18 protein-coding genes and 5 tRNA genes are annotated in these 23,126 nt (G+C 65.5%); 9 read left to right on the forward strand and 14 right to left on the reverse strand.

Annotated features, from left to right (window positions below; translation table 11 throughout):
* Positions 1 to 54: 54 nt before the first annotated feature.
* The 7 genes from BJL86_RS08755 to BJL86_RS08785 all read right to left on the reverse strand — a co-directional run bounded on the left by BJL86_RS08755 (position 55) and on the right by BJL86_RS08785 (position 5,525).
* A complete protein-coding gene (locus BJL86_RS08755; protein ID WP_067470970.1) occupies positions 55 to 639 on the reverse strand; it encodes an ATP adenylyltransferase in 585 nt (194 codons plus the stop codon).
* 2 nt (positions 640 to 641) lie between these two features.
* Positions 642 to 2,723 carry a threonine--tRNA ligase gene (thrS, locus tag BJL86_RS08760; RefSeq protein ID WP_067470968.1) on the reverse strand — a complete coding sequence of 694 codons (2,082 nt, stop codon included), beginning with the start codon at positions 2,721 to 2,723 and terminating at the stop codon, positions 642 to 644.
* A 143-nt stretch (positions 2,724 to 2,866) separates the two neighbouring features.
* Complete coding sequence (locus BJL86_RS08765; protein ID WP_082908273.1) at positions 2,867 to 5,074, reverse strand: MMPL family transporter; 2,208 nt, start codon at positions 5,072 to 5,074, stop codon at positions 2,867 to 2,869.
* Positions 5,075 to 5,147: 73 nt separating this feature from the next.
* Positions 5,148 to 5,223: transfer RNA gene (locus BJL86_RS08770), tRNA-Gly, on the reverse strand.
* Positions 5,224 to 5,250: 27 nt separating this feature from the next.
* Positions 5,251 to 5,322 (reverse strand) — tRNA-Val (locus BJL86_RS08775).
* 41 nt (positions 5,323 to 5,363) lie between these two features.
* Positions 5,364 to 5,434 (reverse strand) — tRNA-Cys (locus tag BJL86_RS08780).
* 18 nt (positions 5,435 to 5,452) lie between these two features.
* Positions 5,453 to 5,525 (reverse strand) — tRNA-Gly (locus BJL86_RS08785).
* A gap of 334 nt (positions 5,526 to 5,859) precedes the next feature.
* Here BJL86_RS08785 and BJL86_RS08795 point away from each other — a divergent pair.
* Positions 5,860 to 5,934: transfer RNA gene (locus BJL86_RS08795), tRNA-Val, on the forward strand.
* A 38-nt stretch (positions 5,935 to 5,972) separates the two neighbouring features.
* Positions 5,973 to 6,554, forward strand: coding sequence for a GNAT family N-acetyltransferase (locus BJL86_RS08800; protein WP_082908272.1), 582 nt, complete (start codon positions 5,973 to 5,975; stop codon positions 6,552 to 6,554).
* Between the two features lie 27 nt (positions 6,555 to 6,581).
* Here the strand turns inward: BJL86_RS08800 and zapE are convergent, their stop codons facing one another.
* A complete protein-coding gene (gene zapE, locus BJL86_RS08805) occupies positions 6,582 to 7,601 on the reverse strand; it encodes a cell division protein ZapE (protein WP_067470966.1) in 1,020 nt (339 codons plus the stop codon).
* A 138-nt stretch (positions 7,602 to 7,739) separates the two neighbouring features.
* Here zapE and BJL86_RS17850 point away from each other — a divergent pair, with 138 nt between their 5' ends.
* Genes BJL86_RS17850 through msrB form a run of 4 tightly spaced genes read left to right on the forward strand, consistent with a single transcriptional unit; the run spans position 7,740 to position 11,760 of the window.
* Positions 7,740 to 8,516: a dihydrofolate reductase family protein gene (locus BJL86_RS17850; protein ID WP_067470964.1), complete on the forward strand. Its 777-nt coding sequence runs from the start codon at positions 7,740 to 7,742 to the stop codon at positions 8,514 to 8,516.
* The gene (locus BJL86_RS08815) at positions 8,509 to 10,029 is read left to right on the forward strand and encodes a hypothetical protein (protein WP_067470962.1); all 1,521 of its coding nucleotides are present in this window, start codon (positions 8,509 to 8,511) and stop codon (positions 10,027 to 10,029) included. Before BJL86_RS17850 ends, BJL86_RS08815 begins: the two co-directional genes overlap by 8 nt.
* Positions 10,030 to 10,085: 56 nt before the next feature.
* Positions 10,086 to 11,291: a glycosyltransferase family 87 protein gene (locus BJL86_RS08820; RefSeq protein WP_231887080.1), complete on the forward strand. Its 1,206-nt coding sequence runs from the start codon at positions 10,086 to 10,088 to the stop codon at positions 11,289 to 11,291.
* A 34-nt stretch (positions 11,292 to 11,325) separates the two neighbouring features.
* The gene (gene msrB, locus BJL86_RS08825) at positions 11,326 to 11,760 is read left to right on the forward strand and encodes a peptide-methionine (R)-S-oxide reductase MsrB (RefSeq protein ID WP_067470957.1); all 435 of its coding nucleotides are present in this window, start codon (positions 11,326 to 11,328) and stop codon (positions 11,758 to 11,760) included.
* Positions 11,761 to 11,876: 116 nt separating this feature from the next.
* Here msrB and hemQ read toward each other — a convergent pair whose 3' ends face one another.
* From hemQ to hemE, 3 genes are read right to left on the reverse strand one after another with little or no spacing between them, the layout of a single operon-like run.
* The gene (gene hemQ / locus BJL86_RS08830) at positions 11,877 to 12,572 is read right to left on the reverse strand and encodes a hydrogen peroxide-dependent heme synthase (RefSeq protein ID WP_067470955.1); all 696 of its coding nucleotides are present in this window, start codon (positions 12,570 to 12,572) and stop codon (positions 11,877 to 11,879) included.
* Positions 12,553 to 14,010 (reverse strand): protoporphyrinogen oxidase, encoded by a 1,458-nt coding sequence (gene hemG / locus BJL86_RS08835; RefSeq protein ID WP_067470953.1) that lies wholly within the window; start codon positions 14,008 to 14,010, stop codon positions 12,553 to 12,555. The genes hemQ and hemG overlap by 20 nt, the downstream gene beginning before the upstream one ends.
* A 4-nt stretch (positions 14,011 to 14,014) precedes the next feature.
* On the reverse strand, positions 14,015 to 15,103 hold the full coding sequence (gene hemE / locus BJL86_RS08840) for a uroporphyrinogen decarboxylase (RefSeq protein ID WP_067470951.1): 1,089 nt from the start codon (positions 15,101 to 15,103) through the stop codon (positions 14,015 to 14,017).
* Between the two features lie 110 nt (positions 15,104 to 15,213).
* On the opposite strand from hemE, the gene BJL86_RS08845 reads away from it, so the two are divergent.
* Positions 15,214 to 15,813, forward strand: coding sequence for a DUF3000 domain-containing protein (locus tag BJL86_RS08845; protein WP_082908270.1), 600 nt, complete (start codon positions 15,214 to 15,216; stop codon positions 15,811 to 15,813).
* A gap of 59 nt (positions 15,814 to 15,872) precedes the next feature.
* A complete protein-coding gene (locus BJL86_RS08850) occupies positions 15,873 to 17,102 on the forward strand; it encodes an HRDC domain-containing protein (RefSeq protein WP_067470950.1) in 1,230 nt (409 codons plus the stop codon).
* Here the strand turns inward: BJL86_RS08850 and BJL86_RS08855 are convergent.
* From BJL86_RS08855 to BJL86_RS08865, 3 genes are all read right to left on the reverse strand, one after another.
* Positions 17,099 to 18,913 (reverse strand): 1-deoxy-D-xylulose-5-phosphate synthase, encoded by a 1,815-nt coding sequence (locus BJL86_RS08855; RefSeq protein ID WP_067470948.1) that lies wholly within the window; start codon positions 18,911 to 18,913, stop codon positions 17,099 to 17,101. The genes BJL86_RS08850 and BJL86_RS08855 overlap by 4 nt on opposite strands.
* A gap of 87 nt (positions 18,914 to 19,000) precedes the next feature.
* Positions 19,001 to 20,359 (reverse strand): class I SAM-dependent RNA methyltransferase, encoded by a 1,359-nt coding sequence (locus BJL86_RS08860; protein WP_067470946.1) that lies wholly within the window; start codon positions 20,357 to 20,359, stop codon positions 19,001 to 19,003.
* Positions 20,356 to 22,359, reverse strand: coding sequence for an APC family permease (locus BJL86_RS08865; protein WP_067470944.1), 2,004 nt, complete (start codon positions 22,357 to 22,359; stop codon positions 20,356 to 20,358). Before BJL86_RS08865 ends, BJL86_RS08860 begins: the two co-directional genes overlap by 4 nt.
* A gap of 79 nt (positions 22,360 to 22,438) precedes the next feature.
* Between BJL86_RS08865 and BJL86_RS08870 the strand changes: the two genes are divergently transcribed.
* A complete protein-coding gene (locus BJL86_RS08870; RefSeq protein ID WP_067470942.1) occupies positions 22,439 to 23,107 on the forward strand; it encodes a potassium channel family protein in 669 nt (222 codons plus the stop codon).
* Positions 23,108 to 23,126 lie beyond the last annotated feature (19 nt).

Below are 23,126 nucleotides of genomic sequence, written 5' to 3' on the forward strand. Positions count from 1 at the left end.
CCTACCTTTACCTAATTCGACCCGTTGGCCTCGCAGCGGAACCTCATGGGTTCGCTAGGGACGTCCCGGGACCGTGTGCCAGGCCTCGGCGAGCAGTCGTCGCGTCTCGCCGAGAAGTTGTGGAAGCACCTTGGTGCCACCGAGAACGGTCATGAAATTCGCGTCGCCCACCCAACGCGGGACGACGTGCTGGTGAAGGTGGTCCGCCAGCGAGCCTCCGGCCGCTCCACCGAGGTTGAGCCCCACATTAAACGAGTCCGGGCGCGAGACCGACTTTACGACACGGATGAGGTGCTGGGTATACGCCATGAGTTCGGCGGACTCGGCGGCCGTGAGATTCTCGAGCTCCGCGACCTTGCGGTACGGGATCACCATCGCATGCCCCGGGTTGTACGGGTAGAGGTTGAGTACCACGTATACGTTCTCGCCGCGCGCCACGACGAGACCGTCTTCGTCCCTCATCTTCGGGATGTCGAGGAAAGGCTCCCCGGTCGCGCCCTCCACGGGCTTCGGCGGCTCGGCGATGTACGCCATGCGATAGGGCGCCCAGAGGCGGAAAAGACGGTCGGCCTCTCCCGCCCCCGTGTCGACGACTGAGTCGCGCGCGGACTGCCCGGATTCTGCGTCGTGCGACGTCATACCTACAGGTTCTCTTCGGTCGGTTGATCGTTGCGGCGGGACTCGGCCCAATGGGCGATGGTCTCCACTGCCTGCGAAACCGGGACCCCGTTGTACTGGGTCCCATCGAGGAAGCGGAAGCTCACCGCACCGGATTCGACGTCGCGTGCGCCCGCGAGCAGCATGAATGGAACCTTACCGGTGGTGTGCGTGCGAATCTTCTTCTGCATGCGGTCCGAACCGTCGTCGAGCTCGGCGCGGATCCCGCGTGCCCGCAGCGAGGTGATCACGCCCTGTAGGTGATCGGCGAACTCGTCGGCGACCGGGATACCCACGACCTGTGTCGGCGACAACCACACCGGGAACGCGCCGGCATAGTGTTCGAGGAGCACGCCGAAGAAACGCTCGATCGATCCGAACAACGCGCGGTGGATCATCACCGGACGCTTCTTCGAGCCGTCGGACGCGGTGTATTGCAGGTCGAACAGCTCCGGCAGGTTGAAGTCGAGCTGCACGGTAGACATCTGCCAGGTACGTCCGATGGCGTCCCGCGCCTGCACGGAGATCTTGGGGCCATAGAACGCGGCGCCTTCGGGATCGGGAACGAGCTCGAAGCCCGACGCCTCACCGACCCGGCGCAGAGTCTCGGTCGAGCGCTCCCACACGTCGTCTTCGCCGACGTACTTCTTCGGATCCTTCGTGGACAGCTCGAGGTAGAAATCGTCGAGGCCGTAATCGCGCAGCAACGAGATCACGAACTGGAGCACCGTGGAGATCTCGGCCTCCATTTGCTCCTCGGTGCAATAGATGTGCGCGTCGTCCTGCGTGAACCCGCGTGCGCGGGTCAAACCGTGGATGACGCCGGACTTCTCGTATCGATAGACCGTGCCGAACTCGAACATCCTCAACGGGAGCTCGCGGTAGGAGCGCCCACGGGAGTCGAAGATGAGGTTGTGCATCGGGCAGTTCATCGGCTTGACGTAGTAGTCCTGCGCCGGCTTGGTGACATTGCCCTCGTCATCCGTCTCGTCGTCGAGCATCATCGGGGGGAACATGCCCTCCGAGTACCAGTTGAGGTGCTGGGATTTGCGGAACAGATCGCCCTTGGTGACGTGCGGGGTGTTGACCAGCTGGTAACCGGCGGACAGGTGCCGGCGGAGCGAATGCTGCTCCATCTCGTTGCGGATGATCCCGCCGCGTGGATGGAACATCGGGAAGCCCGAACCCACCTCGTCGGGGAAGCTGAAAAGGTCGAGCTCCGAGCCGAGGCGTCGGTGATCGCGGCGCTCGGCCTCCTTGAGCCGCACGAGGTACTCGTCCTGCGCCTCGGTGGACTCCCATGCGGTGCCATAGATGCGCTGCAGACCCGCGTTGGCTTGGTCTCCGCGCCAATACGCCGCCGACACACGAGTGAGCTTGAAAGCGGGGATGAACTTGGTGGTCGGCACGTGAGGGCCGCGGCACAGGTCGAACCAGATGCGCTCCCCGGTGCGCGGATTGAGGTTGTCGTAAGAGGTGAGCTGGCCCGCGCCGACCTCCATGACCTCTCCCGTATCGATTGCTGCTCCTTCGCCTGCGTCCGCCCGACCCTTGTCCTCGATGAGTTCGAGCTTGTACGGCTCGTCGGCGAGCTCCGCACGTGCGGAATCGAGGGAATCATAGGCGCGGCGGGAGAAACGCTGACCGGCCTTGATGATCTTCTTCATCCGCTTTTCGAGCTCGGTGAGGTCTTCTGGGGTGAACGGCTCTGAGACGTCGAAGTCGTAGTAGAAGCCGTTCTCGATCGGCGGCCCGATACCGAGCTTCGCCTCGGGAAACATGTCCTGCACGGCCTGCGCCAGCACGTGGGCGCAGGAGTGGCGGATGACCGACCGGCCTTCTTCGGTGTTCGCGGCGACGAGCTCGACCTCGGTGTCCGAGTCGGGGACCCAGGACAGGTCCCGAAGAGATCCGTCTCGCTCCCGGACGACGACGATCTGGTCGGCGCCCTTCGTCTGCAGACCGGCCTCGGCAATAGTCTTCCCCGCCGGTTCGCCGGCGGGAATGGTGAGCGTGCGGACTTGGCTCTCGGCCGGTCCGGACGTGGTCTGCAGTTGCTCGCTCATCTCTAGAGCTCATCTCCTAGTTCGTGTGTGCTCATGCCCTGGCAGGATACGGTGCTGCCCGGCCCGGTCCGCACCCTCGCTTTCCTTGGTGAGAGCGAGGGTGCGGACGCATGAAACCCGAATGAATCTTACGCGGCGCAAGTTTACTGGTCCCGCGGTATCGCCTTGGTGAACGGCCACCACACCGGTCGCCCGATGTCGTAAATGAGTCCCGGCACGAGCAGCGAACGGACGAGGATCGCGTCGAGCAGCACGCCGAACGTGACAATGAACGACAGCTGGACCAGGAACATGATGGGAATGACCGACAGCGCGGCGAATGTCGCCGCCAACACCACGCCCGCCGAGGTGATCACTCCGCCGGTGTAGACAAGCGCGCGAAGCACGCCGGCGCGGGTTCCGTGGGTGAGCGACTCCTCCCGCACCCGCGACATGAGGAAGATGTTGTAGTCGATGCCCAGAGCGACGAGGAACACGAATCCGTAGAGCGGTACCGACGGATCCACGCCGGGGAAGTCGAAGATTCCGTCGAACACGAGACCGGACACCCCGAGCGCGGTTCCGAAAGAGACGACGGTGAGCGCGACGAGGAGCAGCGGCGCGGCCACGGCCCGAAGCAGCGCCATGAGGATCACGGTGACGACGACGAGGATCAACGGGATGATCACCGTCCGGTCCCGGATCGCAGTGGTGTTGGTGTCCAAGTCGGTCGCCGTTTCCCCACCGACGAGCGCCGAGGGCGCGACGGTTGAGAGGCGCTCGCGCATTGCGGTGACGGTGTCTTCGGCGGCGATCGAGTCGGCCGGCTCCGACAGCGTCGCCTCTACAAGTGCCTTCCCGTCGATGAGCGTGACTGCGTCGGTGTCGACGGTTCCCGGACCATCAGCTTCTACCAGACCGCGTGGCGTGTCTGCGGTGACCGCAACGGAGTCGACCCCGGGAACCACGGAGACTTCGGATGCGACGACATCGACGTCGTTCTCGTCCACCACGATGTAGGTCGGGCTGGAGCTTCCCTGCGGGAAATGACGCGAGATCGCGGCCTGCCCGTCTCTCGCCTCGGCGTCACCGAGGACGAGTTCGCTTTGCGGGACTCCGCTGGCGGAAAACCCGAATGCCGCCGGCAGCGGCACGAGGAAAACGACGATCATCACGATCCACACCGTTCTCGGGCGTCGCCGAACGGCGCGCGCAATCGCGGGCCACACGCCCTTTTCCTCAAAAACCTCGGTCGAACGGTCCGACGGCTTCTCACGTTCCTCCCGATAGGTGGGGACGAACGGCCAGAAGGCCCAACGGCTACCGAGGAGAAGAAGGGCGGGAAGAAATGTCAGCGCTGCGGCGATCGCCATGACGATGCCGATCGCGGCGACGGGTCCCAACGCGCTGTTCGTCGAAAGGTCGGACAGCAGGAGACACAGCAGCCCCGCGATGACCGTGCCCCCGGAGGCCGCTATCGGCTCGGCTGTACCTCGAAGGGCCCTCGCCGTCGCGGCGCGAGCGGTGCGGGCGCGCCGAAGCTCGTCTCTGTATCGGGCGACGTAGAGCAGCGAATAGTCGGTCGCGGCACCGACTACGAGAATGAACAAGATCCCCTGGATCTGCCCGTTGATGGTGATGAACCCGGCGTTGGCCAGGTTCCACACGAGCAGGATCGACGCGGAAAGCGCGGCCATCGACGTCAGGAGAACCACAACGGGGAGCACCGGCGAGCGGTAGACGACCACGAGGATGACGAACACCATCGCGACGGCGACCAACAGGAGAAGGCCGTCGATGCCGGCGAACCCCTCTTGCAGATCAGCGGTGAATCCCGCCGGTCCCGTGACGAAGTGTTCGAGCCCGTCGGGAGCGGTGTCGTCGAGGAGGCCGCGAAGCTCGGAGACGTCCTCCCCTGTCGTCGCGTCCGAGACGCTGACAACGATCTGCCACGCCGATCCGTCCTCGGAGGCGATCGGAGGCGACAGCGGCTCGGTGATCACCCCGTCGCCCTTCGCCGCGTCCACCGAGCTTTCGAGCCATTCCCGATCGCCGTCGGTGACGGATTCCCCAATCGGGCGCTCGGCGATGATCACTGCGGGTACCGCATCCGAATCGCGGAAGCGGTCGACCCAATCGCCCGCCTCGGTGGATTCGGCGGACGAAGGAAGGAACGTCGAGCGGTCGTTGGCGGCAACCTCGGAAATGCGACCGAAGAACGGCCCACCCAGCGCGGATAGCGCCAGCCATAAAGCAATGGACACGGCGACCACAACCCACACAACCGGCCGCCTGCGCGGATTGCCCTCGCCGGACCCGCCGGACCTCGCAGAATCAGACGGCGCGGCATCGTTCGAGGAGCGTAGGGACATGCGGCCCACTCTACGTGCGGCATACCCAGGGCAAATGAAAAAAGCTCCCGCCGTTTCCGGCGGGAGCCCTAACTGGAGCGGATGACGGGATTCGAACCCGCGACCCTCACCTTGGCAAGGTGATGCGCTACCAGCTGCGCTACATCCGCAAACGCCAGCCTTTTGGGCCGGCGCGGTGCGCGATACTGGGATCGAACCAGTGACCTCTTCCGTGTCAGGGAAGCGCTCTCCCGCTGAGCTAATCGCGCGTGTCTTACCTTGGAGCAAAAGCATCGCTGCTTCCACTTCGAGGTGGAGACGGGAATCGAACCCGTGTTGACGGCTTTGCAGGCCGCTGCCTCACCACTCGGCCACTCCACCGACGGGTCGGTTACCCAGAGCGGATGACGGGATTCGAACCCGCGACCCTCACCTTGGCAAGGTGATGCGCTACCAGCTGCGCTACATCCGCACACTCGTCCGGGCCAGGCAATTTCTCGCCCGGTCGTTTTTGACCAGCGAGAAAGTAATCTAGTCGAATGGCCAACCGCTTCGCAAATCGCCCTGCGTTCAGGGCGTGTCGCTCGCCATTCTCCAGTTCCCCGGTCGGCGCGTGCCCACTATTCTAGTCGTTTTCGGCGAGCATTTCGCCGTCGTTCACCGCCCGTTCGCCGCACGCACCGATTCCGGGGCAGATCTCTTGCACAGCTCGCCCGTGATGGCGCGAAAGGCGGGTTTGGGAGCCCTCGCGCGCACATGCTAAATTGATGAACCGTTGCACGCGGCGTGTAGCCGCCTCGCATCGCGGTCCTATGGCTCAGTGGAAGAGCGTTCCGTTCACACCGGAAAGGTCGCTGGTTCGAACCCAGCTAGGACCACCACAATCCCCCTCCCCCCGGCGCGAGTAAGCTCGCCCGGCGTGGACAGAACCTTTTCGAATGACGGCGGACAACGCCTTTCCCCGAACTCCGCGGCGCCGATTCTAGCCGCAGAAGAATTCGACGCCTCCGATCTTTCCTCCCTCGCGTCGTTGACCTTTCCGCTGGCGTGCCCGCCGGAGTTAACGAAGGCCGATATGGCCGCGTTCATCGAGGAAAATCTCACGCCCTCGGCATTTCGGCGCTACATTGCCGAACCAGAGAACGTGGTGCTTCTGGCGCGAGATGCCGTGGGCGATCCCCTTGCCTACACGCTTGGCATCCCCGGCAGAGGTGACGATGACGACGCTGCAGCGCTTATTACGGCTGAGAGGCCGATGTACCTATCCAAGGTGTACGCGGCGCCGCGTGCCCACGGCACGGGACTTTCCACAGCGCTCATGGACGCACACGCTGTCGTGGCAAGAGAGCGCGGATTCGACTCGCTGTGGCTGGGCACGAACGTCGACAATGGCCGCGCGAGACGCTTCTATGAAAAGATCGGCTTCGTCGATCGCGGGCGGCGCACCTTCCTCGTTGGTGGCCAGAACTGCCACGACGTCGTCTACGAACTACCTCTGTAGAGACTCGAAACGCCCGTGCGCCGCCGCCTAGTGGGTGTCGCCCGGCTGGAAGCGCGAAAGCGCGAGCAAGCGGCTCGTGGCCCGCAGGTACTTCTTTTTATAGCCGCCGTTGATCATCTCCGGGGTGAAGATCTCGTCGAGCTTCGCGCCGCTATTGCGAACCGGAATTCCGGCGTCATACAAACGGTCTGCCAACACGACGACGCGCAGCGCGATCGCCTGATTCTCCACGGGGTGCACGTTTTCGAGGCACACCTGCGTGATCCCGCCGACGAGGCGGTTGTACTTGGACGGGTGCAGCTTGTCTAGGTGCCGGCACAGCTCGTCGAAGTCATCGAGGGTCGAGCCTTCGACTTCCGCCGCCGTGGCCTCGAGATCGGCGTTGCTCATCGGATCGGGCGCCGGCGGCAGATCGCGGTGCCTGTAGTCCGGTCCGTCGACGCGAAGCGTCTGGAACAGCCCCGAGATCTTGCGGATCTCGCGGAGGAAGTCGGCCGCGGCGAAACGCCCTTCGCCCAGCTGGCCCGGCAGGGTGTTCGACGTCGCGGCGATGAATACCCCGGCGGCGGATAGTTCGGCGAGTAGCCGGGACACGAGCATGGTGTCGCCGGGATCGTCGAGCTCGAACTCGTCGATGCACAGCACTGAACGCGTCGACAGTTCTTCGACCGCGCGGTTGAAGCCGAGCGCGCCGACCACGTTGGTGAGTTCGACGAATGTTCCGAACGACTTCGGCGCGGGGCACGCGTGGAAGATGGACGCGAGAAGGTGCGTTTTGCCGACACCAAATCCGCCGTCGAGATAGATTCCGCGGCCCTCGACCGGCTTCTTCTTGCCGAAAAGACCCTTCTTCTTCCCGGTCTTGGCCTTGACCACTTCCTCGGCGAAGGCGCGGCACGCATCGCGGGCCTCGGCTTGGCTCGGTTCGCCCGGATCCGGGATGTAGGAGTCGAAGCTCACCTCGTCGAACATGGACGGTGGCACGAGCTGAGCGACAAGCTCATCGGGTGAGACATCTGGGGTAATGTCGGCGAGGCGTAAGACCATGAAAGTAAGCCTAACGCGAGAGCGGTGGATATCCGGATTTCCCCTCTCGTTATAGGCGCTGGGCACGAGCGGATTCGGACGTTTACCCTCGGGGCCCGAACAGGAAGGATTGGCCTGATTTTGCACCAGCCAGCGCAGATGAGTGCCGAGATATCCGATCCGGGCCGGGCGCTCGCGCTGTGGAATACCCTTGCGCCTCATCGCGGAAGTGAAGCCGTATATCCCGTGCGGGCAACGTTTATTTCTGCGCTGGACGGGGCCGTCACCGCGCAGGGGGCGTCTGCCGGCCTGGGTACGGAAATGGACCAGGCGGTCTTCCATGGTATGCGGGCACGGGCCGGCACGATCCTCGTCGGCGCGGCGACAGCCCGGCACGAAGGGTACGGTCCGGCCACCGTTCTCCCAGCGTTATCGCACTTACGAACGAGCACCTCACCGGCCCCGCTATGGATAGTGTCACGCGCCCTGCGCCGGACCGACATCGATCACGTCTCGAAAGCGCAACAGGCAGCTACTCGAGACGCTGGCCAAATGAGTCTCGTCGTCCCCGAATCTTGCGCCGCGCCCGAGCACCGTACCTACGCAAAGGAGAACGGGGTAGACGTTCGCGTCGTATCGGGAGGCATTGACGAATTACTTCCGGGCGCAATCGGACTCGCGCGAAGCGAGAACGGAGGCGAAATAGACTGCGAGGGCGGTCCCCATCTCTTGGAGGCCCTTTTGCGAGCTGGTCTCCTCGACGAACTGGTGCTGAGCATGTCCCCGCACCTCCACTTCCCGTCCGGCGTTCACCTGCTTCCGAACCCTGAAGGCGCGGACACACACCCGTGGCAACGCCGACTTCACGTCGTGTCGGCATTCAGTTCGGACGACGGTGGCCTCTACACTCGTTGGATCGTGGACCACAATGACTGAACTCCCCTCTCGGCTCTTTCGAATCCTAGCCGCGGTCGGGCTCACCGCGGCGCTCGTCTCGGGCTGCGCGCCCGGACCGTCCTCCGGTCCGCCGCTCGCCGTCGTCGACGGACGCGAATCCGCTGCGAACGACGGTTCCGCCGGACCCCCTTCCGAACCACCGCCGAGCCCGGAAGCGTGGTCCGAGGGGCTCTCTCGGATCAGTGAGAATGCCCAGTTCGGGGAGTGCCGATACCTCGATTCAGAGGTTCCGGCCGATGTCACACGAGAATGCCTGTCGTTCTCACCCGGCGATGCCCTGGCCAGCGAGGGCAAGGAGCTCTACGCGGCATTGGTGACGTCGCAGGAAGCCGATCGAGCCAAGCCTCCGCTGGTTATCGCCTCGGGGGCGGACAGATCATTCTCGGCGGTCGTCGACACCTGGGCCCGCGCGCTTGCCGACGGTCTTTCATGGCCGGTGGTTGTGATCGAGTCCAGAACCCAGCTCATCGGCCACGACACGTGCCAGCCACCCGTGGACGTCGCCGGGGACGAACTCGTCGCCGCCGATGCGGCGCCGACGGATCCGGAGCCTCGCCGCACCGCCACCGAGGTCGCCAGGGGGTGTCAGGACGCCACCGGCGAGCTCGCTCTGGAATTCGGTGCACGAGGTTCGTCGGGCGACATCGATATCGTCGCCGAGCGTCTGGGCCTGGACACGTTCGTTCTCGGCGGGGCGGGCTCGGGCATCCGCTCTGCGCTTCGCTACGCAAGCGACAACCCCGATTCGGTGGCAGCGATCGTCGCCGACTCCCCCGCCGGCTTCGGCGAGGACCTCACCGAACAGGTCTCGGCACAGGCCGAAGGAACACAGATGGCGCTCGCTAGTTGGGCAGGTCAGTGCGAGGCCAACGATTGTCTATCGGCGCCCGTTCCCGCCTCGACGACACCGTTCGAGAGCTTCGAGTCGAGCCCCGCCGGAGCCGCTGCACTTCGCTACGGGGCGAGCGCCCTGTCCGGCGTCCAGAATTCAGTACCCAATGACCGCGACAGGATGTTCGAGCTTTTTGCCGCCGCGGCCGACGGCAACCCGCCCCGGGGAACCGTACCGACCTCCGATATTGGTACTCGCGAACTATTTTCCACGTGCACAGATTTCCCCGTGCGCGCATCCACCGAGGACCGCAGCGCGTTGATCGACGACCTAAGCGCGCGCTTCCCCACCTTCGGGCGCTCCATGGCGATCAGAGCCGGACTGTGCAATGACTGGCCGGTTGTCGAAGCCGAGCCGCTGACACTGCCCCAGGTTCCTGCGCTCGTCCTCGGCACGACTGGTGGGGACCCACTGGCAGGCCGCGACCCGGCCGGCACTGGGTCTGCGGCCCTTACCGCAGCGGGCGCTGCGGGAGCGATCCCCCTACGCTATGGCGGATTCGGATCTGCTGCAGCGGGAACCGGGACTTGCATCGCCGACGGCATCAACGAGTTCCTCGTCGATCCGGCAGCCGCCGCACCCACAGCCTGTCCGGCATAGCGGCGCGCCGCAATGCCCACGGACAATCATGCGCAGGTAGCGGTAAATTACTCCCCGTGTCGACAGCAATAACAGCAACTCCGCCGTGGCAGCGGACCCTCAGAACCATTCTGTGGCCGCTCGCCATCCTGACGATGATCCACCGGGTCGTCATTCGCGCCGTCAACGGTTCGGTGACCAATGATTTCGGAACGGTTTACGCGGCGACCAGGCGTTTCCTCGATGGTGGGCCTGTATACGTGGAAAACCTCCAGGTTGTTGATCCACATTACCTCTATGCGCCCAGCGCGACCGTGCTGCTGTCTCCCTTCGGCATGATCGACATGTACACCTATGCACGGTGGATCTTCATCGCATTCAATGCCCTGTGCATTATCGGCGCGGTCCTATTGCTGTTGCGTCTGTTCAAAATCTCGCTGTCGAGCTACGCGACACCGGCGGTGTTCCTCGCCGTGTTCTGTACCGAGTCGGTGACGAACACACTTGTGTTCACGAACATCAACGGACTGATTTTCCTCTGCCAAGCCGCGTTCTTCGTGCTACTCCACGAACGACGTCTCTGGGCGGCAGGTATACCGATGGGGCTTTCGCTAGCCATCAAACCGATGCTCGCTCCGCTCCTTCTGCTTCCGCTGCTCCGGCGCCAATGGCAGCCATTCGTCGGAGCGGTCGCCATCCCGCTGGTCGCATTCGCCGCCGGCTGGTGGCTGACGTCCGACGGAAAGTCGTACTTCGACATCATCACTCCCTATATGAGCGAGGTGCGCGACTACTACAACTCCTCTCTTGCCGGAGCCGGACTTTACTTCGGGGTACCGGAACCGCTCATTCTCGCACTGCGGATCCTGGTCATCGTGATGGCCGCGGTCGCGGTGTACCTGCTCATGGGGTATCGCCACAACCATGAGGTCCTATGGCTGTCGACCACCTCGGGCGTGGTCATGGCCGCGGTGTTCCTCGTGAGTTCACTCGGGCAAATGTACTACTCGATGGTTCTCATCCCGCTGATGCTCACGGTCGTTCTGCGTGAGTCCCTTGTCCGAAACGCGGCCGCGTGGGTCGCGGCGTACGGATTCTTCACCATGGACATGTGGGAATCCGAGCGTTGGCCGTTCCATGGCCGGCTCGTCGAGTTTCTCCATCCGACCTTCGGGTGGCTGCTCATCATCGTGACGATCCTCGTGGTGCTGCTCTGGCGCTATTTCGACCCCGAAAGGCGCCAACACATCACCCCGTCGGTGAAGACGCCCGCGGCAACCTAGCGGTACCGTCCCCAGCGGGCGTACCCTCGGCGCCATGAGCGACAACGATCTTTCCCTCACCCCCGAATCAGCCGCCGCGATCGCCTTGTCCGACGCGCAATGGCGGGAACGTCTCAGCCCGGACGAATACCGGGTACTCCGAGAAGCGGGAACCGAAGCTCCGTTTACCGGCGAGTACACCGACACCGAGACCGAAGGCGTCTACCGCTGCCGCGCCTGCAACGCGGAACTGTTCCGCAGCACCGAGAAATTCCACTCCCACTGCGGTTGGCCGTCATTCTTCTCTCCACTTGCGGGAGACTCGATCATCGAGCGAAGCGACACCTCGCTCGGCATGACACGCACCGAGGTGCTTTGCGCGAACTGCCACTCCCATCTCGGCCATGTCTTCGCAGGGGAGGGCTACGACACCCCCACCGACCTGCGGTACTGCATCAATAGCATCTCGCTCACCCTCGAAGAGGCCTAGCAGCACCCCACCCTTTAAATACCACTACGCCGCTCCCTCGGATATCGAGGAGCGGCGTAGTGGTTTAAGAGGACGCGTGGGGGCGGCGCAGGCCGGTAATCCCGGCTTCTCCGACGTCAGGGAAGGATACTGATCAGCTCGGCAGGTTCGACGCGTGGGCCTGAGAAGAAGGGAATCTCCTCGCGGACGTAAAGCCGCGCCTCGGTGCCTCGCATGATGCGCATGAGGTCGACGATCCGGTCGAGCTCCGGCCCCTCGAACGCGAGGATCCATTCGTAGTCGCCGAGCGCGAAAGCCGGGACGGTATTCGCGCGCACGTCTGGATACTCACGTGCGGCTTTGCCGTGCTCGGCGAGGATCCGGCGACGGTCCTCGTCCGGGAGGAGGTACCAGTCGTAGGACCGGACGAACGGGTACACGCTGATGTACTTGCCCGGCGCCTCGTCCGCGAGGAAAGCCGGGATGTGGGACTTGTTGAACTCCGCGGGGCGATGGAGTGCCGCGTTGGACCAGTACGGGTCCGACACCGCTCCTAGCAGGGTCGTGCGACGGAAATCGTTGTAAAACTTCTGCAGGTCCTCGATGTGTTCGGCGTGGGTCCAGAACATGAAGTCGGCCTCGGCGCGGAGGCCCGAAACGTTGTAGAGACCGCGCACGACCACATCGGAGTCCTCCCAGCGGGCGAGGAACTCGTCGAGGTCCTTGGTCACTCTTTCGCGATCGGGGCCGAGTTCCCCGGCTCGGACCGTGAAGACCGAGAACATCAGGTAGCGAAGAGTGGAATTGAGCTTCTTATAGTCGAGACGTGCCATGGCTCTCATCCTGCCACTTGGCGACCAGGTCCGCCGCAGCGGTCTGCGCCACGGATATGCAGGCGGGCACGCCGACACCGGCGATCGCCGAATTCGCGAGGACAACCGGCACGGACTGGTCATCGAGGCCGCGACGAGCGCCGTCGATCAGCCGCTGGTGGTCGACCCCGGGAACGGGCAGTCCGTGCGTCCATCGCGTGGGCCGCATCTCGGCGCCCGCGGCGTCGATCCCGGCGATCTCGGCGAGTTCGATTCGTGTTTGCGCGCAAAGAGCTTCGTCGTCGAGGTCGAGGATCGAATCATCGTCCAGCCGGCCGAAGGACACGCGCAACACATGCCCCCTCCCCGATGCGGAACGGTCGAGATGGTCCCACTTGCGTGAGGACAGCGTGATCGCCTTGGCCGCCCGTCCCGCATCCGCGGCAACGAGGATTCCCGAGAGGTCGGGAACCTCGACCCCGGGTGCGAGCGCAACGCTCACCACGGCACTCGACGAATACGGGATTTCTCGCAGCGGTTCTGCCGCGGCTTCGGACAGCCCGGCAAGAAGCGGTAGCGCGGCATGGAACGGTAGGGCGCACACTAGTCCGTCGTAAACCTGAGGAGCCTTCTCGGCCTGTCCGGAAATCGCCAGCCGCGCCGCGCTCCCCTCCGGAGTGATTGAGTCGACCCGCACCCCGAGGTGGAGTGCGGTTCGCCCTGAGACGGAAATGCGAGTGACCAGGGCATCGATCAGTCGTCGATAGCCGCCGTCGAGCGCGGCGAACACCTGCCCGCCCACCGTTGTCGACTTGATCGAGCGGACGGCATCGACGAGGCTCGCGCGGCCTTCGTCGCCGCCGCTCGACGTCTCCTCGGCCTGCGCGTCGAGGCGGGACGCGAGCGCCGGAGCGACCGCGCGTACCCCGAGGGCGTCGGCGGTGGCCGCGTACACGCCGCCGAGCATCGGGTCGACAAGGCGATCGACCACCTCCCGGCCGAGCCGCTCCGCGACCATCGCACCCACCGAGATGTCCTGCCCGATCCGCCACGGCGCAGGGTTGCCGGGTTCGGCGTCAATGGTGCGTATGACGTCGGAGGTGAGAAGCCCATCCAGGCCGTCGGTGCCGCCCGGTACGCCGAACACCTGATTCCGAGGGAGCGGACGCAACCGCCCGCCCGAGAACAGAGCGGGCGACCTGCCCGCTGGTTTGCGGACCGCAGCGTCCAGCCCGAGCTCGGATACGAGATCGAGCGCCTCGGGGCGCCGAACGACGAACGCCTCGGCGCCGACATCTGCCGGTCCAGATCCCAGGTCGATCGTGCGCAGCTTGCCGCCGGCCTGATCGGCGGCCTCGAAAATATCGATGCGCGCCTCCGGCAGGGCCTGCGCCAGGCGAAGGGCGGCTACGAGGCCGGAGATGCCCCCGCCGATCACGGCAAAACGAGGAGCTGCCACGGGGTCAGTAGGCACGGGAGGAGCGGAAGGCGTGCACGGTGTCGACGACGCGTGCGAGTGCATCGGGGTTCGTGTCCGGCAATACCCCGTGACCGAGGTTGAACACGTGCCCGGTGGCGCCGGCGTTGATCGCGCGCTGTCCGGCATCGAGGATCTCGGAGACCTTCGCGGTGAGCACGTCGGGATCGGCAAGGAGCAACGCGGGGTCGAGGTTGCCTTGGAGCACTTTGCCCCCTTCGACGCGCGTCTGGGCGACGTCAAGCGGGACCCGCCAATCCACGCCGACGGTACTCACGCCGAGCTGGGAGATCGAGGACAGTAGCTCACCGGTGCCGACTCCGAAGTACGTGCGCGGCACGGCGGCGATTTCCGGGGTGGAGAGAACCTCGCGTGAATACGGTGCGACGAAACGTTCGAAATCGGCGCGGTCGAGCGCGCCGACCCACGAGTCGAAAAGCTGAATCGCGTCGGCACCCGCGGCGATCTGGGCTTTGAGGAAGTGCGTCGTCATACTCGCGAGAGACGACATGAGCTCATCCCACACCTCCGGCTCCGAGTACATCAACGCCTTGGTGTGCTCGTGGTTGCGGCTCGGGCCGCCCTCGACCAGGTAGGACGCGAGGGTGAACGGAGCGCCGGCGAAGCCGATGAGCGACACGGAGTCGTCGAGTTCGCCGCGCACCTTGGACACCGCCTTCGCGACCGGGTCGATCTGTTCCGCCTCGAGCACGGGAAGCGCGCGCACGGCCTCGAGCGAGCGGATGGGCGCATCCATGACCGGCCCGATTCCCGGCTTGATATCGACGCCGACCCCCGCCGCGTACAGGGGAACGACGATATCGGAGAAGAAGATCGCCGCATCGACGCCGTAGCGGCGGACCGGTTGCATCGTGATCTCGGCGGCCAGATCGGGCATGAGGCACGATTCGAGCATCGTCGTACCCTCGCGGGCGCGTTTGTATTCCGGCAACGAACGACCGGCCTGGCGCATAAACCAGAGCGGGACGCGATCAGCTCCGCCCACAGTCGATTCGACCATATAAGGCCGGGTGGCGGAGTCGGACGGCGCGGAATCTTGGGCTGAGGTGTTCATCGCCCGCCATTGTCTCACCGGTGGCCCGTCCGCGGCGACCTCTCCTTCTGTAACGGCGCGCCTCCACCGGAGGCGGAGACGTGCGCCGTACCGTCAGCGGCGTGACTTCGATGCCAATCTCGGATGCACCCGAACTGTTTCGCGACGCCGTCGAGGCGATGTCGGCGGCAAAGGTGCGTAAGGAACTTTCTGTGGCGCCCATCAGGCCTCCACAGCGGCTCGCCGCGCATAGCTACGCAGTGGGGTTGGAAGTGCTCCACGGCGAGTCCGAACAGGGCGACGTTCCCGAGTTCTCCGAAGGCGACGCCTTCGGCCGCCTCATCCTGCTCCACGACCCCGCCGGCGATGAAGCGTGGCAGGGATCGCTGCGCCTGGTCGCCTACATCCAAGCCGACATCGACAACGATATGGCGTCGGACCCCGCACTTCCGAAGGCCGCGTGGTCGTGGCTGACCGAGGCGCTGGATGGCGCAGCGACCGGATACACCGCGCTCGGTGGAACCGTGACCAGCACGACCTCCGTGCGATATGGAGATATCTCCGGTCCCCCGGAAACCCATCAGTTGGAGTTGCGTGCGTCGTGGACGCCTCTGCACTCGGGAATCTCCGATCACGTGGAGGCGCTCGCCGGGGTGCTGGCGGCCGCCGCCGGAATGCTTCCCGAAGGCGTCGTTGAGGCCTCGACCAGGCCCGCCGGCCCGGCCCGATAGCCGGTCCCCGCTCCGACGTCGTGAGACAACAAACGTCCATTCCGCCTGTTCAGGCCGAGTTGGCAACTTTCGCGGATTCGGCAGCGAAGATAGCCGCGACCCCGGGCGAGTCCATTGTCTTCGCTGACGTCGAGCGCGCGTCGTCGTATCGGTACGGCGAACGCGCGTTCCTCATCCAGGTCGTCATCGATGGTCTCGAGCCGATGCTCATCGATCCCGAAGCCACCGGCCAGGACATCGGCGAGCTTTCGGACGCGCTCTCGGCGCGGCCCATGTGCCTGCACGCCTGCCGCGCCGATCTGCCGTCGCTCCGCGCTCTCGGCGTCGAACCGACGCGGCTGCACGACACCGAGATCGCCGCGAAGGTGCTGTCGACCACCGGTTTCAGTCTCGGCTGGCTAGTCGAGTCGTACCTCGGGGTTCATCTGGCCAAGGAGTATTCGCGGGCGGACTGGTCACGGCGGCCGCTGCCCGCAAAATGGCTGGAGTACGCGCTAGGCGATGTGCTTTACATGCCCGAGCTGCTGGCAATGCTCCTCGAGGACACCGAAACAGTGCCCATAGCGATCCCCGATTACTACCCGCGTTCGCTGGCGCACGAGAGCCGAGCCGAGTGGTACGACTCGGCGATGAGTCAGATGGAGGCCTGGTCTCCCGCTCCCCCGACGGATGAGCCGTGGCGGAAGCTGTCCAAACTGTCGAGCCTTCGCTCGCCCCGCGAGTACGCCCGTGCCCGGGCGCTGTGGGAGGCCCGCGAGGAGATCGCCTTCCGCAACGACGTGTCCGTGCATCGCATCGTGCGTGACAGGTCGATCATTCAGGCCGCACGTACCGACGCACGGTCCTTCGACGCCTTCGAGAAGATCGACGGTTTCTCAGGCTCGGATGTCGACGCCGTGATCCCAGCCTTCGCCGCGGCCGTGAAGGAAGCGGACGCCATCCCGCCGAAAAAGTTGCCCTCCAAGCGCGCCGCGCGAGACGACACCCCGGACCGGCCCTCGCACCGCCAGTGGAAGGTCAAGGCGCCGGGCGCCAACGCCCTCCTTTCTCAGGCACGGGAACAGCTCGCCGAATTGTCCGAGATCGCGCAGATCGAGATGCAGACCCTGCTGCCCTCGGCGATGCTGCGCGAATGGGTGTGGGCCGAGGCGGGAACGAACGCGCCAGGCCGACGCGGGAACGATCCCGTCGACGTCATCGAGACCGCCTTGGCGGACGCGGGCGCGGCTCCATGCCAAATCCGCTTGGTGACGCCGGCGTTGCTTGCCGCCCGGGACGCCACGGCCTAGCGCCGACTCCGCTCGACCGCGATGCGGTCTGCGATTGCGGCGCCGTCCAGCCCGGCGGCACGAAGGATCTCCGCGCGCGAGGCATGGTTGATGAATTCCTGCGGCAGAGCGAAACGGCGCAGCGGAGTATCCACGCCGCGCGACGACATCGCCGCCTCGATCGAGCTTCCGACGCCGCCGTGTTCGGCCCCGTCCTCGATGACGGCGACCAAGCTCGCCCGGCCGGCGAGCTCCACCAACGCCTCAGGCACGGGGAGCACCCACAGCGCGGTGGCCGCGACCGCATCGATTCCTTGTTCCTCGAGCGCGTGGGCACAGTCGAGCGCCTGCCCGGCCATAATACCGATGCCGACGATGAGGACGGCCGGATCGGGAATCGCCTCCTCCGTCGTCATACGTGAAGGGTCGTGCACGACAGATGTAGAGTCGGCGCGGTCGGCGCGGCGAAGCACCTCGACGCCGCCGGGGAGAACAGCGGAAATCGACGCCGGAGTGGGAACCTCGCCCTTGGGATAGCGAACCAAGGTAGGGCCCTCGGAATGCGCCGTCGCCTCGCGCAGCGCACGCCGCAGCGTCGGTTCGTCGCGCGGGGCGGCCACGCGCAGCCCGGGGACGATTCCGGCGAGTGCCAGGTCCCACATCCCGTGATGGCTGGGCCCGTCGGGGCCGGTGATTCCGGCGCGATCGAGAGTGAAGGTAACAGGCTGACCGAGCAGAGCGACATCGAGTAACAACTGGTCAAAGGCACGCCCAAGGAACGTGGAGTACATCGCCACCACCGGATGCATGCCGCCGAGGGCAAGGCCGGACGCGGAGGCGACGGCGTGCTGTTCGGCGATTCCGACGTCTAAGAAGCGGTCTTGGAACCGCTCGGCGAACGCGGTGAGACCCGTGGGTCCGGCCATCGCCGCGGTGACGGCGACGATGTCGCTGCGGCTCTCGGCGAGCGCGCAGAGCTCGTCCCCGAACACGTCGGTGAAGGTTGTGCCGGGCGCGCTGTGCAGCGGTGTGCCGGATTCCGGATCGATTGCGGAGGTGGAGTGCATGAGCTCGGCGCTGTCTCCCTCCGCGAGCGCGAAGCCGTGGCCCTTGAGAGTGCGCACGTGGACGAGAACGGTGCGACGGGAATCCTTGGCGCGGCGCAGCGCGTCCTCGAGTTCGGGAAGCGAATGGCCGTCGACCGGGCCGATGCAGTCGAAACCGAGCTCCCCGGCGACCTGATTCGCGCCGCGGGAAACGATTCGCGCGGCGAGCCCGCCGATAGTTGGCGAGTACGAGCGGCCGTTGTCGTTAACGATGATGACGAGCGGCCGATGCGCCGCGACGAAGAAATTATTGAGCGCCTCGGCCGCCATCCCCCCGGTCAGCGCGCCGTCGCCGATGATAGCGACGACGGTGCGGTCGTTCTCGCCACGCAGCTCGAAGGCCTTGGCCATTCCGTCCGCGACCGACAGTGATGCGGAGGCGTGCGAGGACTCGGTGACGTCGTGCTCGCTCTCCGCACGCGAGGGGTATCCGGATAGCCCGCCCCCAGCGCGCAGAGTGCCGAAATTTCCGGCTCGGCCGGTAAGGATTTTGTGCACGTACGCCTGGTGCCCGGTGTCGAAAAGGATTGGATCTCGTGGCGAGGAGAACACGCGATGCACGGCAATGGTGAGTTCGACGACTCCGAGATTAGGGCCGAGGTGGCCGCCGGTCGCGGAGACGCGCTCGACGAGGAGTTGGCGGATCTCGGAGGCGAGCGGGGCGAGTTCGTGCGGGGAGAGCGCACGGAGGTCGGCCGGGGAGTTCATGCGTTCGAGTGCACCCATGGGCCCTGGATGGTCCTCCTCTTTCGGCTCGTCGCGCGTCGTTTCCGTCGGAGTTCGAGTCTACGTGGCAGGGCCGACGGTGGCGTATCAGGAGCGGCCAGACAACACCGCGACGGCTTCGAGATGGTGAGTGCCGGGAAAAGCGTCGATGCCCTGGATGCGCTCGACGCCGAAACCGGCGTCCGCGAAGAGCCCGAGATCCCGCGCGAAGGAGGCGATATCGCAGCCGATGTGGACGATCGTGCCCGGGTTGGAACGGGACAGTTCGCCGATGACGTCGGCGCCGAGCCCCGCGCGCGGTGGATCCGTGATCACCAGGTCCGGCATCACATCCGCGCTGCCCTCGAGCCACGAGCGCACATCCGACGAGACGATGTCCAGGTCCGCACCGATTCGGCGGGCGGTATCCCTGCCGGCGATGACGGCGGGGGCGGCAGTTTCCACCGCGGTTACGCGTGCTCTGCCACCGGCGAACGTGGCGGCATCGAGCGCCGCCGAGCCCAGGGCGCCCACGCCCCCATAGAGATCCCAGACGCGCAGCTCCTCCCTGCCGCCGCGAACCAGTGCGGCCGCAGACTCGCGCACGACATCTGCGTATGCCACCAGGGCGCTGCGGTGTGCCTGCCAGAACGCCGAGGCCTCGAGATGCCATATCCATGGCGGCATGAGTTCGTGTTCCAGAGCGCGGCCTACGGCTGTCGGCAGCCCGCCTCGCCCGTCGAGCGCCTTCCACGCGGCGGTGGCCGAACGCGCACGTCGACGCTGGGCCCGCCCCCGCGTTCCGCCGCGGCGGGGCGATCCGGGCTTCTCGGTGCGTCGCCATTGCACGGCCACGTCCCCATCGATGCCGGCGGCGATGACGATCTCGGCGTCCTTCGGCGCTCCGGCGCTCTCGATCAGTTCCACTGCTGCGGCGATTTCCGGAACGACCTGGCTGCAACGGTCCTCGGTGACGACGCGGTGGCTGCCCGCTCGTCGTACCCCGATGCGCCCGGATGAATCCGAGTGCCAGCGGGCGACCGTGCGCCAGCGCTGCATCTCGTCCTGTTCTCCCGGGTGCGCGGAGGGCCCGATGTCGCGGACTCCGACGTCATCCAGAACCGGTTCCCATTCCGCGGCGGAAAAACCGCCGAGCCTGCGTAGCTGATCTCGGAGGATCTCGGTCTTCAGCGCTCGGGCATGCGCGGAGGTCGTATAGGCAAGGTCGCAACAACCGGCACCCGCGGCTGCGGCAGGGCACACGATGGGTCGGCGTTCGGGCGAAGCGGAGACGAGCTCGACGATCTCGGCGCGCGCGAAGGATTTCTTGGCCGACGTGATACGCACGGCAGCGGTCTCGCCGGGGAGCAGCCCGGGAACGAAGACGACGAGACCTTCGTTGCGGCAGATGGCCTCGCCGCCGTGGGCGATCGCGTCGGCGGTGACGGTGATGGTGCCTTCGGTCACGGGTTCTCCTCGGCTGCTGACTGATTCGCGGGCGAGGCGGCGCCGCCGGGAACGTCGTCGCGTTCCGAGCCTTCGAGTCCACTCATCTGCCACGGCACCGAAGTGATCATCACGCCTGGTTCGTGCAGCAGTTTGCGGCTCAATCGCCTGGCGGACTGATTGTGCAGCGCTCGCTCCCACCAGTTGTCCTCGACGTATTCGGGGATGTACAACGCGACAACGTCCCGCGGATTGTCCGCCCGGACTCTACGAATGTAGTCGATTACCGGCGTGTTGATGTCTCGGTAGGGTGCCTCGATCACCTTGAGCGGAATCTTCGGACGTTTCTCCTCCCAGGCGGTGACCAGCGCCTTGGTTGCTGCGACGTCGACGCTCACCGTCACGGCCTCGAGGTAGTCGGGCCGCGTAGCGCGCGCATAGGCGATGGCACGCAATGTCGGCAATGAGGCGTTCGACACGAGAACGATGCAGTGGATTCGAGACGGCAGCACCGGCCGTTTCTCCGATTCACGCAGCCTGGTCGACATCTGAGAATAATGCCTGGAAACGGCCCGCATGACGAAAACGAGGAGGGCCATGATCACGATGACGAGCCATGCCCCGGCGGTGAACTTGGTGATGATGACGATGACGAGAACGACGGAGGTGCAGGCAAAGCCGAGCGCGTTGATGGCTCGTGCCCGGTAGAGCCGCCTTCGGCGCCTGCGCACGGTGATCTCGGCCAACTCGCCGGTCCAATGTCGGACCATGCCCCACTGGCCGAGGGTGAACGAGGTGAAAACTCCGACCACGTACAACTGGATCAGCGTGGACACCTGGGCCTGAACAAGGACCGTGACGAGCACCGAGAACACAGCGAGCCCGATGATGCCATTCGAGTAGGTGAGCCGGTCGCCGCGATTGGACAGCTGGTTGGGGAGGTACTTATCTCGGGCGAGCACAGACGCCAGGATCGGCGAACCGTTGAACGCGGTGTTTGCCGCGAGCACGAGGATGAGGCCCGTGCCTGCGACGATGACGCCGGTGATCCATGGCATGCCCGCGAACACGGCGTCGGCGAGCTGCACGATCAATGTCTTCTGGTGGTAGTCCTCCCCCGCCCCTACAAGCACTGTCGGGGTATCCGACATTGTTGCCCCGGTGATCTCGGCGAGCGCAACGAGGCCGAGGAACAGCGTTGCGGTCAACCCTCCGATCAGCGAAAGCGTCAGCGCGGCGTTGCGCGCACGAGGTTTGCGGAACATGGGCACGCCGTGCCCTACGGCCTCCACACCGGACAGAGCCGCCGAACCGGACGCGAACGCGCGAAGCACGAGGAATGCGAGCGCGAACCTGCTTTGCTCGGCCGCGTCGGAGTCGAATCTCAATCCGGCGGACTCGGCCTGTAGATCCACCCCGAGGAACGCCCACTGGACGAGCCCCCACACGATCATCACCGCGATCGATGCGATGAAGAAATAGATCGGACCGGCGAACGTGCGCCCGGAATCCCGGACACCCCGCAGGTTGACGGCGGTGAGCAGGACGATCGCGACGACCGAGAAAACCACCGAGTACCGGGACACGAACGGCACGACGGAGCCCAGATTGGCCACGGCCGCGGAAATCGACACCGCCACAGTGAGCACGTAATCCACCAATAGCGCGGCCCCGGTGACCTGCCCGGCGAGTGGCCCCAGGTTGCGCCGGGCCACCTCGTAATCACCGCCACCGCCCGGGTAGGCGTAGATCACCTGCCGATACGAAGCGACGACGATGAGCAGCACCGCCACCACGACAACAGCGAGCCACGGGGCGAGCCCGACGGCCGCCGCGCCGGCGAGTGAGAGCATGATGAAGATCGCCTCGGGTGCGTAGGCGACCGAGGAAATCGCGTCGGAGGCGAATACGGGGAGCGCGAGTCGCTTGGGCAGCATTGTCTTGCCCACGCGATCGGTGCGGAAGGGTCGTCCGAACACCAGGCGTTTGCCTGCGGTCGCGACCGAACTGAGCCTGCTCATCAAGGTAGAAGACTATGCCCTAGCTCGCGCGTGGGCCAGAGGGGCGTGGGCGTGCCGCATGTAGGGGTACGGTGTACGCGTGCACGTAATCATCATGGGGTGCGGCCGTGTCGGCGCGGGCTTGGCCGGAGATCTGTCGGCATCTGGCAACGATGTCACCGTCATCGACAAGGACCAGTCCGCATTCCTCCGCCTCGGTCCCGCGTTCGGTGGAAAGACCATTACGGGTATGGGCTTCGATCGCGCGGTGCTCGAGCGTGCCGGCACGGCTGATGCCGATGCCTTTGCTGCGGTGTCCTCGGGGGACAACTCCAACATCATCGCCGCGCGCGTCGCCCGCGAGTCCTTCGGCATCGAGCGGGTCATCGCCCGCATCTACGATTCACGTCGCGCCGAAGTGTTCGAGCGTCTCGGGATTCCGACGATCGCCACCACACCGTGGACGACCCGCCGCTTCTACCGGTTCCTCACCGGTGCGCCCGAGGCCGAGCCGTGGGCCGACCCGACCGGCTCGGTCGTCCTCGCCGTTCGTGAGGCCACGGCGCCGATCGTCGGCCGTAGTGTCCGCGATATCGAGCGGGCCGCCGCCTGCAAGGTCGTCGCCATCACCCGCTACGGGGATTGTTTCCTTCCCGGAGCGACCGTGCTGATTCAGGCAGAAGACCTTTTACACCTGGCAGTGACGGCGGACGCGGTGGATCTCCACGGACCGCGGCTACTCGACCGCGAAGGACTCTTTGATGACTGATGCGTACCTGAGCTCCACC

The sequence above is a fragment of the Dietzia timorensis genome (genome assembly GCF_001659785.1).
Classification (GTDB): domain Bacteria; phylum Actinomycetota; class Actinomycetes; order Mycobacteriales; family Mycobacteriaceae; genus Dietzia; species Dietzia timorensis.